Consider the following 14865-nt stretch of genomic DNA (forward strand, 5'->3'; position numbering starts at 1 on the left):
CGTCTTGCCTCAGTAGATCACCCGGCCGCCGTTGACGCCCAGGGTCTGGCCGGTGACGTAGCCGGCGGCTTCCGAGCACAGGTAGGAGCAGGCCGCGGCGATGTCCTCCGGGCGGCCCGGCCGCTTCATCGGCGAGGCCTTGGCGGCGGCGTCGACGTCGACCGGCCCTTCGCGCAGCATCGGGGTGTCGACGAAGCCCGGCGGGATGTTGTTCACCGTGATCCCCTTGTCGGCGAACTCGATGGCCATCGCCTTGGTGAAGGCGATCACGCCGCCCTTGGAGGAGGCGTAGGCGCTCATCACCGGCGCGCCGGTCTGGGCCGACGACGAGGAGATGTTGACGATCCGGCCCCAGCCGGCGGCCAGCATGTCCGGCAGGATCTCCTGGGTGCAGAGGAAGGGGCCCTTGAGGTTCACCTTCATCATCCGGTCCCACAGCTCCTCGGTGGTCTGCTGGAACGGCACGAAGCCGGTCATGCCGGCGTTGTTGACCAGGACGGTGATCGGGCCGAGCTCGGCCCGGGTGCGCGCCGCCGCCTGGGCGATCACCGCCGCATCAGCGCAGTCCGCAGCGAAGCCGATCGCCCGGCCGCCGGCCTCGGTGATCTCAGCGGCGGTGGCCTCGGCGCCCGCGCCGTCCAGGTCCCAGACCGCGATCGCCGCGCCGTCGGTGGCGAGCTGCAGGGCGATCGCCTTGCCGAGGCCGCGCGCGGCGCCGGTGACGACCGCGACTTTACCGTTGAGGGACATGCAGATCTCGCTTCGCTGCGGCCGATGGGGTTCGGACCTAAACAGCATTGTTGATTAGCCGGTCAAGCGCCGGGCGACCCGCCCAGTCCGGACCGCTCGGTCGCCGGCGGCGCCGGTTGAGGAGCCAACGCCGCTACCCTCCCGGGTGCAGCCCCGGCGCTTCCTGGCCCGTGCGGGTGACATATTCCGTGTAGCCGCCGCCGTACTGATGGACCCCCTCGGGCGTCAGCTCCAGCACGCGGTTCGACAGGGCCGCCAGGAAATGGCGGTCGTGCGAGACGAAGAGCATGGTGCCCTCAAAGTTCGCCAGGGCCGCGACCAGCATCTCCTTGGTCGCCATGTCGAGATGGTTGGTCGGCTCGTCGAGCACCAGCAGGTTCGGCGGGTCGAACAACATCTTGGCCATGACCAGGCGCGCTTTCTCGCCGCCGGACAAGACGCGGCAGGGCTTTTCGACATCGTCGCCGGAGAAGCCGAAGCACCCCGCCAGGGTGCGCAGCGCGCCCTGGCCCGCCTGCGGGAACGAGCCGTCCAGGGACTCGAAGATCGTCTCTTCGCCGTCCAGCAGGTCCATGGAGTGCTGGGCGAAATAGCCCATCTTGACGCTGGCGCCGATGCTGACCGCGCCCTGGTCGGGCGCGGTGGCGCCGGCCACGAGTTTCAAAAGCGTCGACTTGCCGGCGCCGTTGGCGCCAAGGACGCACCAGCGTTCCTTGCGGCGCACCAGGAAATCGAGGCCTTCATAGATCGGCTGCGCGCCGTAGCCCTTATGGATATTGCGCAGGCTGATCACGTCGTCGCCCGACCGCGGCGGGCTCTTGAACTCGAACTGGACCGACTGGCGACGGCGCGGCGCCTCGACACGTTCGATCTTGTCGAGCTTCTTCACCCGGCTCTGGACCTGGGCGGCGTGCGAGGCGCGCGCCTTGAACCGCTCGATGAACTTGATTTCCTTGGCCAGCATGGCCTGCTGGCGCTCGTATTGCGCCTGGCGCTGCTGTTCGCTCAGCGCCCGCTGCTGGTCGTAGAAATCGAGATCGCCCGAATAGGTGATGAGGTCGCCGCCGTCGATCTCCACCACCTTGCCGATGATGCGGTTCATGAAGGCGCGGTCGTGCGAGGTCATCAACAGGGCCCCGCCATAGCTCTTGAGGAAGGCCTCAAGCCAGATCAGGCTTTCCAGGTCGAGGTGGTTGCTGGGTTCGTCCAGCAGCATGCCGTCGGGCCGCATCAGCAGGATGCGGGCCAGCGCCACGCGCATCTTCCAGCCGCCGGACAGCAGTCCGACATCGCCATCCATGCGTTCCTGGCTGAAGCTCAGGCCGGCCAGCACCTCGCGCGCGCGGGCTTCCAGCGCGTAGCCGTCCAGTTCCTCGAAGCGCCCCTGCACCTCCCCATAGCGTTCCATGATGGCGTCGAGTTCGCCGGCCTGGTCCGGATCGACCATGGCCGCCTCGAGCCTGGACATTTCGGCGGCCAGCGCGCTGACGGGACCGACGCCGTCCATCACCGCGGCGACCGCGCTCTGGCCCGACATCTCGCCGACGTCCTGGCTGAAATAGCCGATCGTCATGCCGGGATCGATCACGACCACGCCGTCGTCGGGTTGCTCCTGACCGGTGATCATGCGGAACAGCGTCGTCTTGCCGGCGCCGTTCGGGCCGACGAGCCCGACCTTTTCGCCCTTCTGGATGCCCATCGAGGCTTCGATGAACAGGATCTGGTGGCCGTTCTGCTTGGAGATATTGTCGAGGCGGATCATGGGGCGGTCTGCTAACTCGGGGGCGAGGAGAACGCCAGCCTCAGCCCACGGGCTTCTAGTCCTAGCTCCGCCCGGCCAAGGTCCTCCGGTCTATCGACGGCGAGTAGCGAACTTCCGAGTTCGGTCGTGAGCGGAACTCAGATCAAGGCGGCGAACCGGAACGCCCTCGGCCCGGCCCCCAGCCCCGCACCTGATCGCCGGGAGCCGCGCCAGCCTGCTTGAGTACGGACCGGCAAGCCCTTTAGGTGGCGGCGCAAGGAGGCCCCGTGACGCGGAAAGTTCAGGCGGACGCCGTCGCAGCCCTGGCGGGGCTGTTGTCCGACGGCATGACCCTCATGGCCGGCGGGCTGGGGCGGTCCGGCGTGCCGGAGACCTTGATCGCGGCGATCCGCGAGAGCGGCGTGAGCGGCCTGACGGTGGTCTCCAACAACTGCGGGCTCGACGGCTACGGGCTGGGCCAGCTGCTGGCCGGCGGGCGGATCCGCAGGATGGTGATGAGCTACGTCGGCGAGAACCGGCTGTTCCAGCAGCTCTATCGGGCCGGCGAGCTCGAGGTGGAGTTCTGCCCGCAGGGCACGCTGGCCGAGCGGATCCGCGCCGGCGCCGCCGGGGTGCCGGCCTTCTTCACCCGCACCGGCGTCGGCACGCCGGTCGCCGCCGGCAAGGAGCTCCGGGAATTCGCCGGCGAGCTGCATGTGCTGGAGCGCGGGCTCACCGCCGACCTGGCGATCGTCAAGGCCTGGCGGGGCGATGCGGCCGGCAACCTCGTCTATCGACGGCTGGCGCAGAACTTTAATCCGCTGATGGCCGCCGCCGGCCGGGTGACCGTCGCCGAGGTCGACGAGCTGGTCGAGGTGGGCGGGCTCGATCCCGACCAGATCCACACGCCGGGCGTCTACGTCGACAAGCTGATCGGCAGCACGGTCTGCACGCCTGCTCCCGCCGAGTCCGCGCCCGCCCGTACGGCGGCCAGCGGGGGAGGGCGGGCGATGGGCTGGACGCGGGCGCAGATGGCGGCGCGCGCCGCGGCCGAGCTGCGCGACGGCTTCTACGTCAATCTCGGCGTCGGCATCCCGACGCTGGTGGCGCAGCATGCGCCGGCCAGGATGGACGTCACCTTGCAGAGCGCCAACACCTTGCAGCGCCTCGGGGCGGAGACTGCGGCCGAGCCGCCGGGCGCGGCTTTCTTCGACTCCGCCTCAGGCTTCGGGATGATCCGCGGCGGCCGCGTCGATCTCGCGGTGCTCGGCGCGCTGCAGGTGGCGGCGAACGGCGACCTCGCCAACTGGACGGCGCCCGGCCAGAGCGTGAAGGGCATGGGCGGGGCGATGGACCTGGTCGCCGGCGCCCGCCGCGTCGTCGTGCTGATGGAGCAGGTCGAGCGCTCCGGCGCGCCGAAGCTGGTCAATGCCTGCAGCCTGCCGCTGACCGGCGCCGGCGCGGTCGACCTCTTGATCACCGACCTCGGGGTGTTCGAACTGCAGCGTGGCCGCCGGCCGCTGACCCTGGTCGAGCTCGCTCCCGGCGTCACCGTCGAAGCGGTGCGGGCCAGGACCGAGCCCGATTTCCAGGTGGCCCTCAGCTCATGAACTGGCCGCCGTTCATCGTCAGCGTCGAGCCGGTCACGTAGCCGGCGTGCTCGCCGGCGAGGTAGGAGACCATGTCGGCGATCTCGTCGCCGGTGCCGAGCCGGCCGACCGGGATCTGGGCGATGATCTGCTGCAGCACGTTCTCCGGCACCGCCCGGACCATCTCGGTGTCGATGTAGCCCGGGGCGATGGCGTTGACGGTCACGCCCTTCTTGGCGTTCTCCAGCGCCAGCGCCTTGGTGAAGCCGATCATGCCGGCCTTCGCCGCGGAGTAGTTGGCCTGGCCGATCTGGCCCTTCTGGCCGTTGATCGACGAGATGTTGATGATCCGGCCCCAGCCGCGCTCGCGCATGCCTTCGATCACGTGGCGGGTCATGTTGTAGACGCTGTCCATGTTCACCCGGATGACCTCGCCCCACTGCTCCGGGGTCATGCGGTGGAACACCACGTCGCGGGTGATGCCGGCGTTGTTGACCAGCACCTCGACCGGGCCGAGCTCCTTCTCGACCTTGTCGATCGCGGCGCGGCAGTCGTCGAACACGCCGACGTTGCCCTTCACGACCATGACGCCGAGCTCCTTGGCGCAGGCCTCGGCGTTGGCGTCATCGCCGGAGTAGCCGGCGGCGACCTTCAACCCATCGGCCTTCAAGCGCGCCGAGATCGCTCGTCCGATGCCGCGGGTCCCGCCCGTGACGAAAGCAACTCGCACCATCTCACCTTCCTGTGCAGGCTGGCGCCGTTGCCGGCGCTCAGAATGAAGCCTCAGCAGATCAAGGCCTGATCAGATCAAGGAACGAGACTGAACGGTCATCAATACAAATGGTTGGCGCCGTATCGATTTCTGCCCGTTCTGGCGACGAAAACGCCCGATTGACGGCGCCGGCGCGAAGATGGCCCAATGCTGGGCGCTCGCTTAGCATTGGATGCTTGCGGGCGCCTAAAAGAACAAGCGGGTCGGGAGGAGTCACATGGGGACGTTCGAAGGTCGGGACTATTTCACCGACGCCGGCATTGTTCAGGATCCGGCGCCCTATTTCACCGCGCTGCGCGCCAAGTGCCCGGTGCTGCGCGAGCCGCACCACGGCGCGGTGGTGGTGACCGGCTACGACGAGGTGCTCGACGCGCTGAACCGGCCGAGCGACCAGTTCTCCAACTGCGTCTCGGTCGCCGGCCCGATCCCGCCGCTGCCGTTCGAGGCTGAGGGCGACGACATCCGCGCCCAGGTCGAGGCGCACCGGGCGGAGCTGCCATGGTCGGGGCACCTGGTGAGCTTCGACGGCCCCAAGCACGCCGAACACCGGATCCTGGTGACCCGGCTGATCACCCCGAAGCGGCTGAAGCAGAACGAGGCCTATCTGATCGGCCTGACCGACCGGCTGATCGACGGCTTCATCGCCAAGGGCCGCTGCGAGATCGTCTCGGAGTACGCCCACGCCGTCTCGACCCTGGTGATCGCCGACCTGCTCGGCATCCCCGACGCCGACCGCGCCGAGCTGCTGGAGCTGCTTGGCGCGCCGCCGACCCAGATCGACGGCGACCCGGACGACAAGATCGGGCCCGATCCGCTGACCCATCTGCACGACCGGTTCATGCGCTACCTCAGCGAGCGCCAGGCCGATCCGCAGGGCGACGCCATGTCGGAGCTGGCCAACTCGAAGTTCAGCGACGGCTCGGCCCCGGACGTCGAGGTGCTGGCGCGGCTGGCCAGCTTCCTGTTCGGCGCCGGACAGGACACCTCGGCCCGGCTGATCGCCTCGGCGGTGCGAATCCTGGCGGAGGACCCGGCTCTGCAGCAGCGCCTGCGGGCGGAGCGGCACAAGATCCCCGACTTCCTCGAGGAGACGCTGCGGGTCGAGACGCCGGTGAAGGTGAACTTCCGGCTGGCCCAGACCCGCACCGCGGTCGGCGAAGCCGAGGTGCCGGCCGGGGCGATCGTCATGAACAGCCTGATGGCGGCGAACCGCGACCCGGCGCATTTCGAGCGGCCCGACAGCTTCGACATCGACCGGCCGGGCCTGCGCGAGCACCTGGCGTTCAGCCGCGGCCTGCACGCCTGTCCGGGCGCGCCGCTCGCCCGGCTGGAGGCGCGGGTGGCGATCGAGCGGCTGCTCGATCGCCTGGCGGACATCCGCATCTCACAGGCCGAGCACGGCCCGGCCGAGGCGCGGCGCTACGACTACGAGCCGACCTATATGCTGCGCAGCCTGTCGGCGCTGCACATCGATTTCACGCCGGCTTAGGGGACTTCACGCCGGCTTAGGGGACTTCACGCCGGTTTAGGGACGGGGCTGGCGCCGCCGGTCGAGCCCGGCTGCGGCAGGCTGACCAGGGCCAGGCTGCTGGCCGCCATGAAGGCCATGGTCAGCCACAGGAACGGGCCGTAGCCGCCGGAGGTGTCGAAGATGTGCGACGCGCCGAGCGGGCCGGTGGCGGTGCCGACCGACAGCGCCGCCAGCAGCCCGCCGTAGAGCGCGCCGAAGCTCTTCAGCCCGAAGTGCTTGGTCGTCAGGTAGACGATCACGTCGACCTCGGCGCCCAGCGTCAGGCCGATCAGCACCGCCGCGCCCATCGCGCCGGCCGTGTCGCCGCCGCTGGCGATCAGCAGGGCGCAGCCGGCGACCGGCAGCAGGAAGACGCCGCCGCCGACCAGCGAGGCGGGGAAGCGGTCGAGCAGCATGCCGGTGCCGAGCCGGCCGAAGATCGAGAAGATGCCGATCAGCGAGGCGATCCCCGCGGCTTCGAGCTTCGCATGGCCGGTGCTGGTCAGGATCGGCACGAAATGCACGACCAGGGCGATGATGGTGAAGGTGAACAGCAGGCTGGCGATCAGCAGCCGCAGATAGACCGAGGAGCGCAGCCCTTCGAGGAAGCCGGCGCCGGTCAGCGCCGGTCGCCCCTGCCGTTTGGCCGCCTGCTTCGCCTCGCGGCTGTCATGGGCGCCGCGGAAGAACAGGAAGATCAGCGGATAGGTGCAGAGCATCCATATCCCGGCCTGGGCGGCGAACGCGGTGCGCCAGCCGAAGGCGTCGATCAGCCGGGTCCCGAGATAGGGGAACAGGGCGGCGGCCACCGAGGCGCCGCACAGCGTCACCGCGAAGGCGAGCCCGCGGGAGGCTTCGAACCGCGAGGCGACCGCGCTGGTCCAGATCGTCGCCTGCACCGGCAGGGTGGCCACCGCCATCAGGAACCACAGCAGGTACCACTGGCCGACGTCGCCGGTCGCCGTGCTCATCAGCGCGAAGGCCGCGGCGGTCAGCAGCACGCCGACGATCCCCAGCACCCGCGGGCCCATCCGGTCGACCAGCATGCCGATCGGCACGCTGCAGACCGCCTGCACCAGCGTCGCCAGCGTCAGGCCGGCGGTCGTCTGGGTGCGCGACCAGCCGAACTCGGCGCTGAGCGGCTGGATGTAGGGGCCGAGCCCATAGATGTGGATGACGCTGGTCGCGTAGCCCAAGCCGGCCGCGATCGGCAGCATGAAGTACTTGCGCCATTCCGCGGACGAACCGCTCGCTACGCCGGTCATTCGCTCCCCCCTTTGGTTCATGTTTCTGTCCCTAGCTATGCGCGCAGGGGACGTAAAACCAACGGTTTTTATGCCGCGGGCCCGCGCCCGCCGCCGCAGGCGCGCAGGGAGCGATAACCGGCCGCGTACGTTTGGCTGTCGCAGCTTGAAAGGACCTTCCGATGGCCCTGGTGGTGATCGGAGCGATGTTCGTGATCGTCGGAGTCGCGATGGCGGCCGTCCGGACCGCTGGCTGGGGCCGGCTTAGCCAGCCCAACACCCAGGCCTCCGACCGGCTGACGACGCTTGAACCCACCGGCCGGGGCAGGCGCCTCAGCTTCAAGCCAGACCTGCCCGGCTTGGGATTGGTGGCGCTGGGCGCGGTGCTTCTCCTGGCAGGCGCGCTTTCCTGACCGTTCCGGGGGCGGGGATCCCAGCACCAGCCGCCGCGGCGGTTGTTCGAAGTTCGAACAGCTGGCTATTGTGCAGCCGGGCGCGCGCCGGCGCGGCGAAGACGCCCCAAGCGCGAGACTGGGGGGATCCATGAGGTGGACGCGATGGGCGGCCGTGGCCCTCGGCCTGGCGACGGCGACTCTGGCGCAAGCCGAGCCCGCGAAGCCGTCCGTCCGGCTGGAGATCACCTCGCGCGCTTCGGCCTACGGCGGCGCGTCGTTTGGCGAGGTCGGCGCTTACGAGCGGCTGACCGGCGTCGCGCACCTGCAGATTGATCCGAAGGCGGCGGCCAATCGCGGCGTCGTCGACCTGGACCGCGCGCCGCGCGATGCGCAGGGCCTGGTGAAATACGACATCGACGTGGTGATCCTGCGCCCGCGCGCGCCGCAGAAGGCGCGGCGGGTGATGCTCTACGACGTGGTCAACCGCGGCGTGAAGACCGTGCCCTCGATGCTGAACGGCGGCTCGTTCACCAGCATGGAGACCGCCAAGGACGCCGGCGACGGCTTCGCCCTGCGCCAGGGCTTCACCCTCGTCTTCAGCGGCTGGCAGGGCGACATCGCCGGCCCGCAGATGCTCGGCGCCCGCTTTCCGGTCGCCACCGACAACGGCCGGCCGATCACTGGCCGGATCTCGACCGAGACGGTGTTCGACGACCTGAAGCGCAACCGCGTCACGCTGCCCTACGCCGCCGCCTCGCTGGACCCGGCCGCGGTGCGGGTCACCGTCCGGGCCCGGGCGGACGACCCGCCGCGGACCCTCGCCGCCCAGGACTGGCGGTTCGAGGACGATCGCCATATCAGCCTGGTCCGTCCCGCCGACATGGACGCCGGGGCGATCTACCGGGTGTCGTACGTCGCGCGCGATCCGAAGGTGATGGGCCTGGGGTTCGCGTCGGTGCGCGACCTCGTCGCCTTCCTGCGCCATGCCGACGCCGCGGCCGGCAACCCGCTCGCCGACCTCGCCGCGGCGCCGTGCGAACCCGGCCCGAACGGCGGCTGCGCCGGCACCGGCGACGGCGTCTTCAACACCGTCGTGGCGTTCGGCGCCTCGCAGTCCGGGCGCTACCTGCGCGACTTCGTCTGGCAGGGCTTCAACCGCGACCTCGCCGGCGGCCGGGTGTTCGACGGGGTGATCGCGATGATCCCGGGCGGCCGGCGGACCTTCACCAACATGCGCTTTTCCGAGCCGGGGCGGTTTTCGCGCCAGCACGAGGACCACGACGTCCCGGGCTTCGACTTTCCCTTCGCCTATGCGTCGCTGCGCGATCCGGTGACCGGAAAGACCGACGGCATCCTGCAGCGCTGCGCGGCCGACGGAACCTGTCCGAAGATCTTCCACATCGATACCAGCGCCGAGTTCTGGCAGGCCGGCGCCTCGCTGATCGGAACCGGCGGCGGCGATCGCGACGTGGCGCTGCCGCCGGCCGTGCGCGCCTACATGATCACCGGCGGCGCGCATGCGCCCGGCATGGCCTCGCCAGCATGTCAGAGCCCGCCCAATCCGATGCTCTACACCCCGCTGGTGCGCGGGCTGGCGGCGCGGATGATCGACTGGACGCTTGGCCGCCAGGAGCCGCCGGCCAGCCGCTGGCCGAGCGTCGAGCGCGGCGAGCTGCAGCCCATCGAGGCGCTGAAGAGCCCCGACCTTTCGAGCGTCGGCCTGAGCTGGCCGACGGTGGTCAATCGTCCCCTTCCTCCGGAAGGGCGCGCGCGCGGCTGGCCAGTGCTGGTTCCGGTGGTCGACCCCGACGGCGCCGACCGGCCCGGGATCCGCATGCCGCAGGTCGCCGCGCCTGACGGCACCTATCTCGGCTGGAACCTGCGCAAGCCCGGCTACGCCGCCGGTGACCTGTGCCTGATCTTCGGCGCCTATGTTCCGTTCGCCAAGGACGCGGCCGGCCGCGCCGGCGACCCGCGTCCGTCGATGGCCGAACGCTATCCGCAGGGCGACCGGGCGGCGAAGCTCAGCGAGGCCGCCGCGGCGCTGGGCCGCGACGGCTTGCTGCTGAAGGAGGACGTCGACGCCTTGCAGGCGTCGGCGCGCTAGGCGGCGCGGTGTTCGATTTGCCGCACCAAACAGCGCGGCAGTGCGCACGAGCGACCACAACCAAAGCCAAGGGAGAGTGTGATGGATCAGGACATGGAAGAGCTGTTGCGCACCGTCCGATACCTGAAGGACCGGCAGGACATCCTCGACTGCATTCAACGCGAAAGCCGCGCGCGCGACCGGCAGGATTCCGAGCAGATCGCCAGCTGCTGGTGGGAGGACGGGGTCGACGAGCATGGCTCGGTCATCACCGGCATGCCCGACTACCCGGAGAAGGCCAACCTGGGGCATCGCATGAACTTCAACATGACGAGCCACAACATCACCAACCACCTGTGCGAGCTCGACGGCGATACGGCCTACTGCGAGTCCTACGTCGTCGGCGGGCTGTTCTGGCTCAACGGGAAGACCACGACGATCGCGTTCGGCCGCTACCTCGACCAACTAGAGAAGCGGAACGGCGAATGGCGCATGCTCACCCGGCGCTGCACGATCGAGATGACCGCCGACACCGACGCGACCTGGGTCTACTCGCAGAACATCAAGGGCTTCCTCAAGTCGCAGTGGAGCAAGGACGACCCGTCGTACGAACGGCCGATCGTCGCGAGCCGCGACGGCGTCCGCTGGTAGATTGAACCGAACGGAGGAGCAATTGGGCGGAGCTGTCTGAGCCCCGCCGCGGGCCTCAGCCCTTCGGCGCGCCGTCGGGGCGGACCGGGGCCCAGGCGAAGGCGTCGGTGCGTTCGGCCACGGCGCCGGTCTCCAGCAGCCGGGCGCAGTCGGCCTCGGAGAAGCTTAAGGCCCGCAGCACCTCGACGGTGTGCTCGCCGAGCTCCGGCGGCGGCAGGCCGGGCACCACGTCGCGCTGGCCGGGGAATTCCGGCGTCTCGAACTTCAGGCCGCGGAAGTCGAACTCGCGCAGCTTGCCGGGCTGGCGGGCCTGCGGCGCGTCGAGCACCCGCTCGACCGGCAGCACCTCGGTGAAGCCGACGCCGCCGGCTTTCAGCTTCGCGGCGGCCTCTTCGTAGCTCAGCTGGCCCATCGCAGCGCGCACCGCGGCCTCGACCCGGTCGCGCTGCTTCTTGCGCTGGCGCAAGCTCGCCAGCTCGGCGTCGTCGCCCTCCGGCATCGTCAGGGCCTGGGTCAGCTTGCGCCAGTGGGCGTCGGTCAGCACCAGCAGATAGACCCAGCGGCCGTCGCTGGTCTTGTAGGCGCCGTAGCCGGGGCTGGCGAACTCGCCGCCGGCCTCGCGCTCGGGGCGGCCGAGCAACTGCATTTTCAGCTGCACCCCGGCGAGGTCGCGGCCGGCGACGTGCAGGCCGGTCTCGTAGAGGCCGATCTCGATTCGCCGCTCCTTCGGGTCGACGGGCGGCTGCATCAAGAGCGCCATGATGTGGATCACCGCAAAGGTCCCGGCGAACTGGTCGTGATAGGACGGACCCAGCCGGCTCGGGCGGCCGTCGATGCGGTGGTCGTCCATCACCCCGGTCGAGGCCTCGGCCACCGGATTGGTCGCCAGGTCGTCATGCTGCGGGCCGTGGGCGTAGCCGCGGACGTGGCAGTAGATCAGCGCCGGGTTCACCGCCTGCAGGTCGTCGGCGGTGATCTTCAGCTTGGCGGTCGCGGCCGGCGACAGGTTGTGGATGACGATGTCGGCGGACGCCGCCAGCCGCAGGAAGGCCTCTAGGCCGTCGGCGGTGTCGAGCGCGATCGAGACGCTCTTCTTGCCGTGATTGTAGGCCAGGAAGGTGCCGCTCGGCCCGCCGCGCACCAGGGCGCGGGTGGTGTCGCCGGTCGGCGGCTCGACCTTGATGACCTCGGCGCCCAGCTGCGAGAGGATGTGGGTCGCGAACGGGGCGGCGATCATGGTGCCGAGTTCGATGACGCGGCGGCCGGCGAGGGGGAGATGGGTCATGTCGCTCCTGGGAGACCGGGACAAGAATGCATTATATCCCGCGGCCGGCATCCGCAAGGGAAGTCGGGATTCGCGGGTCGACCACCAGCGCCGCGCAGGCGGTTGCCCCCATAACGCCCCCTCAGTCGGCTTCGCCGACAGCTCCCCCGCTGCGCGGTGGAGCATCTTCGCGCTCAGATCCCGCCACCGCGCAGCGGGGGAGGTGGATCGCGCCGCAGGCGCGAGACGGAGGGGGCGTTATGCGCGTAGCCGGACAGAAAATGCATTGCGTATTCTGATCGTCCCTGATTGATGTCGCCCAGCGCCTCCGGCGCGCCCAGATCAGCTTCCAGACAGCGAGCAGAGCTTATGAGCGAGGACTTTTCCGCCTGGGTCGGACGCCGCGAAGAGGTCGTCGACGTGCTGGAGCCGGCCCGCACCAATGCCCTGCGGGTCGCGGCGCTGGGGCAGACCACGCCTCTCGTCGCCGGCGACGAGCTGCCGCTGCTGCACCACTGGCTCTATTTCTGGGACGTCCGGCCGCCGGAGGGCCTGGGCCCCGACGGCCATCCGGCGCGCGGCGGCTTCCTGCCGCCGGTGCCGCTGCCGCGGCGGATGTGGGCCGGCGGACGGCTGAAGTTCCTCGCGCCGCTGAAGGTCGGCGAGCGCGTCACTCGCGCCTCGACCATCCTCAAGGTCGAGGCCAAGAGCGGCAAGAGCGGCGAGCTGGTCTTCGTCACCGTCGAGCACCAGCTGTCGGGCGCCGAGGGCGTGGCGATCGTCGAGGAGCAGGACATCGTCTACCGCGGGGCCGCCGCGCCGGGCTCGATCAAGGGCCCGACCGGCGAGGGGCCTGCGCCGACGGCGCCGTGGCGCCGCGCGGTCGACCCCGATCCGGTGCTGCTGTTCCGCTATTCGGCCCTGACCATGAACGGCCACCGCATCCACTACGACCGGCCCTACGCCATGGACGAGGAGGCCTATCCCGGGCTGGTGGTGCACGGTCCGCTGCAGGCGACCCTGCTGGCCGACCTGGCGGCGCAGAACCTGAAGGCCCCGATCACCGGCTTCGACTTCCGCGGCATGTCGCCGGCGTTCGACGGGACCACGCTGCAGGTCTGCGGCGAGCCGACCGAGACCGGCGCGAGCGTCTGGACCGAACAGGGCGGCGTCAAGAACATGACCGCGGCCATCACCTGCGGGGCGGCCCGTTGAGCGGCCTGCCGCGCAGCTGGCTGTTCACGCCGGGCTCGCGTCCTGACCGCTTCGAGAAGGCCGCGGCGAGTGCGGCCGAGGCGCTGATCCTCGACCTCGAGGACGCGGTGGCCGAGGACAAGAAGACCGAGGCCCGCGGCCACGTCGTGGCCTTCCTTCAGAGCCGGCCGCAGATCCGCCAACAGGTGATCGTGCGGGTCAATCCGTTGAGCCGCGCGGTCGGGCTGGAGGATCTGGCCACGCTCGCCCGGCTCGGGTCGAACGGTCCGGACTATCTGCTGATCCCCAAGGCCGAGGAGCCGGTCGAGCTGGCGCTTGCGGCCAAGGTGCTGGAGGACGCCGGCTCGCCGGCGCGTCTGGCCGCCCTAGTGGAGTCGGCGCGCGGCGTGGCCCGCGCCGCCGAGATCGCCGAACGGACGCCGCGACTGGCGGCGCTGATGTTCGGCGCGGCCGACTATGCGGCCGACATGGGCCAGCAGGTCGGCGCCTTCCAGCCGGAGTTCGCCCGCGCCAGCTTGGTGAACGCCGCCGCCGTCGGCGGGGTGGCGGCGATCGACTCGCCGTTCTTCGCCATCGACAAGCCGGACGACCTCGCCGCCGAATGCCGCCGCTCGCGGGGCTTGGGCTTCTACGGCAAGGCCGCGATCCATCCGGCCCAGCTGGAGCCGATCAACGCGGTGTTCTCGCCGACCGAGGCCGAGCGCGAACTCGCCCGCCGGATTCTCGCGGCCGCGCCCGACGGCGTCGGCGTGCTCGACGGCAAGATGATCGACATCGCCATGGTCCGCTGGGCGAAGCGGATCGCCTGAGCCTCAGGACGAGCGATAGCGGCTCGGGGCGATGCCGGTAAGCCGCTTGAACATGGTGGTGAAGGCCGCCGGGCTGTCGTAGCCGAGGTCGAGGGCGATCGTCGTCACCGGCTCGCCTTCGGCCAGCCGCGGCAGGGCCGCCAGCAGCATCGCCTGCTGGCGCCAGGTCTGGAAGCTCATCCCGGTCTCGCGGCGGAAGGCGCGGGTGAAGGCGCGCCGCCCCTGGCCGAGGGCGCAGGCCCAGTCGTCGATGGTGGCGCCGGCGTCCGGCGCGGCCAGGAAGGCGTGGCATTTCGCGGCAAGCGCCGGCGAGCGCGGGAACGGCACGGCGAGCGGCACCGTGGGGGCGAGCGCGATCTCCCGCGCCAGCAGCGCCATCAGCAGCCCGTCGCGCCCGGCCAGGTCGTATTCCACCGGCAGGTCGACGGACTCGATCAGCAGCCGGCGCAGCAGCGGCGAGACCGCCAGCACCTCGCAGCAGTCGCCGCGCTCCGGACAGGACTCGGCGGTGATCAGCACGCTGCGGGTGCTGACCGCGCCGACCATCTTCACCGCGTGCTCGACGCCGGCGGGAATCCACACCGCCCGTTCCGGCGGCGCGACCCAGGCGCCTTGGATCGCCGAGACGCTGACCACGCCTTGCGCGGCGTAGAGCAGCTGCGCGCGGCGATGCCGGTGCGGGGCCAGCTCGAAGGCCGGCGGATAGTCGTTGCCGACGGCGACGATCGGCCGGGGCGTCTCGTCATGTTCATTGGGATCGACGTCGCGCACTGTCCCACTCGCGCAATTGATAGTCCCATATAGGAATGCGGGCCGCGTCGCGACACCGTACCTCACAT

General features: G+C 70.2%; 13 protein-coding genes and 1 pseudogene. 8 read left to right on the forward strand and 6 right to left on the reverse strand.

Annotation, left to right across the window (positions count from 1 at the left end; genetic code table 11):
- Nucleotides 1–9: 9 nt before the first annotated feature.
- Both ACSQ14_RS20565 and ACSQ14_RS20570 read right to left on the reverse strand, forming a co-directional pair.
- Nucleotides 10–750, reverse strand: a complete 741-nt coding sequence (locus tag ACSQ14_RS20565) for an SDR family NAD(P)-dependent oxidoreductase (RefSeq protein WP_436016107.1) — start codon at nucleotides 748–750, stop codon at nucleotides 10–12.
- Between the two features lie 133 nt (nucleotides 751–883).
- Nucleotides 884–2512, reverse strand: coding sequence for an ABC-F family ATP-binding cassette domain-containing protein (locus ACSQ14_RS20570; RefSeq protein ID WP_436016108.1), 1629 nt, complete (start codon nucleotides 2510–2512; stop codon nucleotides 884–886).
- A 266-nt stretch (nucleotides 2513–2778) separates the two neighbouring features.
- Here ACSQ14_RS20570 and ACSQ14_RS20575 point away from each other — a divergent pair.
- Both ACSQ14_RS20575 and ACSQ14_RS20580 read left to right on the forward strand, forming a co-directional pair.
- A pseudogene (locus ACSQ14_RS20575) lies at nucleotides 2779–3426 on the forward strand (CoA transferase subunit A); the annotation flags it as partial.
- 75 nt (nucleotides 3427–3501) lie between these two features.
- Nucleotides 3502–4101, forward strand: coding sequence for a CoA-transferase (locus ACSQ14_RS20580; RefSeq protein ID WP_436017590.1), 600 nt, complete (start codon nucleotides 3502–3504; stop codon nucleotides 4099–4101).
- Here the strand turns inward: ACSQ14_RS20580 and ACSQ14_RS20585 are convergent.
- Nucleotides 4091–4813, reverse strand: a complete 723-nt coding sequence (locus tag ACSQ14_RS20585; protein ID WP_436016109.1) for a beta-ketoacyl-ACP reductase — start codon at nucleotides 4811–4813, stop codon at nucleotides 4091–4093. The two genes, ACSQ14_RS20580 and ACSQ14_RS20585, sit on opposite strands and share 11 nt — an antisense overlap.
- A 256-nt stretch (nucleotides 4814–5069) precedes the next feature.
- On the opposite strand from ACSQ14_RS20585, the gene ACSQ14_RS20590 reads away from it, so the two are divergent.
- Nucleotides 5070–6341 carry a cytochrome P450 gene (locus ACSQ14_RS20590; protein ID WP_436016110.1) on the forward strand — a complete coding sequence of 424 codons (1272 nt, stop codon included), beginning with the start codon at nucleotides 5070–5072 and terminating at the stop codon, nucleotides 6339–6341.
- 26 nt (nucleotides 6342–6367) lie between these two features.
- Here the strand turns inward: ACSQ14_RS20590 and ACSQ14_RS20595 are convergent, their stop codons facing one another.
- A complete protein-coding gene (locus tag ACSQ14_RS20595; RefSeq protein ID WP_436016111.1) occupies nucleotides 6368–7627 on the reverse strand; it encodes an MFS transporter in 1260 nt (419 codons plus the stop codon).
- A gap of 161 nt (nucleotides 7628–7788) precedes the next feature.
- Here ACSQ14_RS20595 and ACSQ14_RS20600 point away from each other — a divergent pair, with 161 nt between their 5' ends.
- The 3 genes from ACSQ14_RS20600 to ACSQ14_RS20610 all read left to right on the forward strand — a co-directional run bounded on the left by ACSQ14_RS20600 (nucleotide 7789) and on the right by ACSQ14_RS20610 (nucleotide 10738).
- Nucleotides 7789–8019 carry a hypothetical protein gene (locus tag ACSQ14_RS20600; protein ID WP_436016112.1) on the forward strand — a complete coding sequence of 77 codons (231 nt, stop codon included), beginning with the start codon at nucleotides 7789–7791 and terminating at the stop codon, nucleotides 8017–8019.
- A gap of 130 nt (nucleotides 8020–8149) precedes the next feature.
- Nucleotides 8150–10108, forward strand: coding sequence for an alpha/beta hydrolase domain-containing protein (locus ACSQ14_RS20605; RefSeq protein WP_436016113.1), 1959 nt, complete (start codon nucleotides 8150–8152; stop codon nucleotides 10106–10108).
- An 81-nt stretch (nucleotides 10109–10189) separates the two neighbouring features.
- Nucleotides 10190–10738: a nuclear transport factor 2 family protein gene (locus tag ACSQ14_RS20610; RefSeq protein ID WP_436016114.1), complete on the forward strand. Its 549-nt coding sequence runs from the start codon at nucleotides 10190–10192 to the stop codon at nucleotides 10736–10738.
- A gap of 55 nt (nucleotides 10739–10793) precedes the next feature.
- Here the strand turns inward: ACSQ14_RS20610 and ACSQ14_RS20615 are convergent, their stop codons facing one another.
- Nucleotides 10794–12023: a CaiB/BaiF CoA transferase family protein gene (locus tag ACSQ14_RS20615; RefSeq protein ID WP_436016115.1), complete on the reverse strand. Its 1230-nt coding sequence runs from the start codon at nucleotides 12021–12023 to the stop codon at nucleotides 10794–10796.
- 348 nt (nucleotides 12024–12371) lie between these two features.
- Between ACSQ14_RS20615 and ACSQ14_RS20620 the strand changes: the two genes are divergently transcribed.
- Nucleotides 12372–13217 carry an FAS1-like dehydratase domain-containing protein gene (locus ACSQ14_RS20620; RefSeq protein WP_436016116.1) on the forward strand — a complete coding sequence of 282 codons (846 nt, stop codon included), beginning with the start codon at nucleotides 12372–12374 and terminating at the stop codon, nucleotides 13215–13217.
- Nucleotides 13214–14026: an HpcH/HpaI aldolase/citrate lyase family protein gene (locus tag ACSQ14_RS20625; protein ID WP_436016117.1), complete on the forward strand. Its 813-nt coding sequence runs from the start codon at nucleotides 13214–13216 to the stop codon at nucleotides 14024–14026. Before ACSQ14_RS20620 ends, ACSQ14_RS20625 begins: the two co-directional genes overlap by 4 nt.
- Nucleotides 14027–14029: 3 nt before the next feature.
- Here the strand turns inward: ACSQ14_RS20625 and ACSQ14_RS20630 are convergent, their stop codons facing one another.
- A complete protein-coding gene (locus tag ACSQ14_RS20630; protein WP_436016118.1) occupies nucleotides 14030–14797 on the reverse strand; it encodes an AraC family transcriptional regulator in 768 nt (255 codons plus the stop codon).
- Nucleotides 14798–14865 lie beyond the last annotated feature (68 nt).

It is taken from the genome of Phenylobacterium sp. LjRoot219, from assembly GCF_964252995.1.
Classification (GTDB): Bacteria; Pseudomonadota; Alphaproteobacteria; order Caulobacterales; family Caulobacteraceae; genus Phenylobacterium.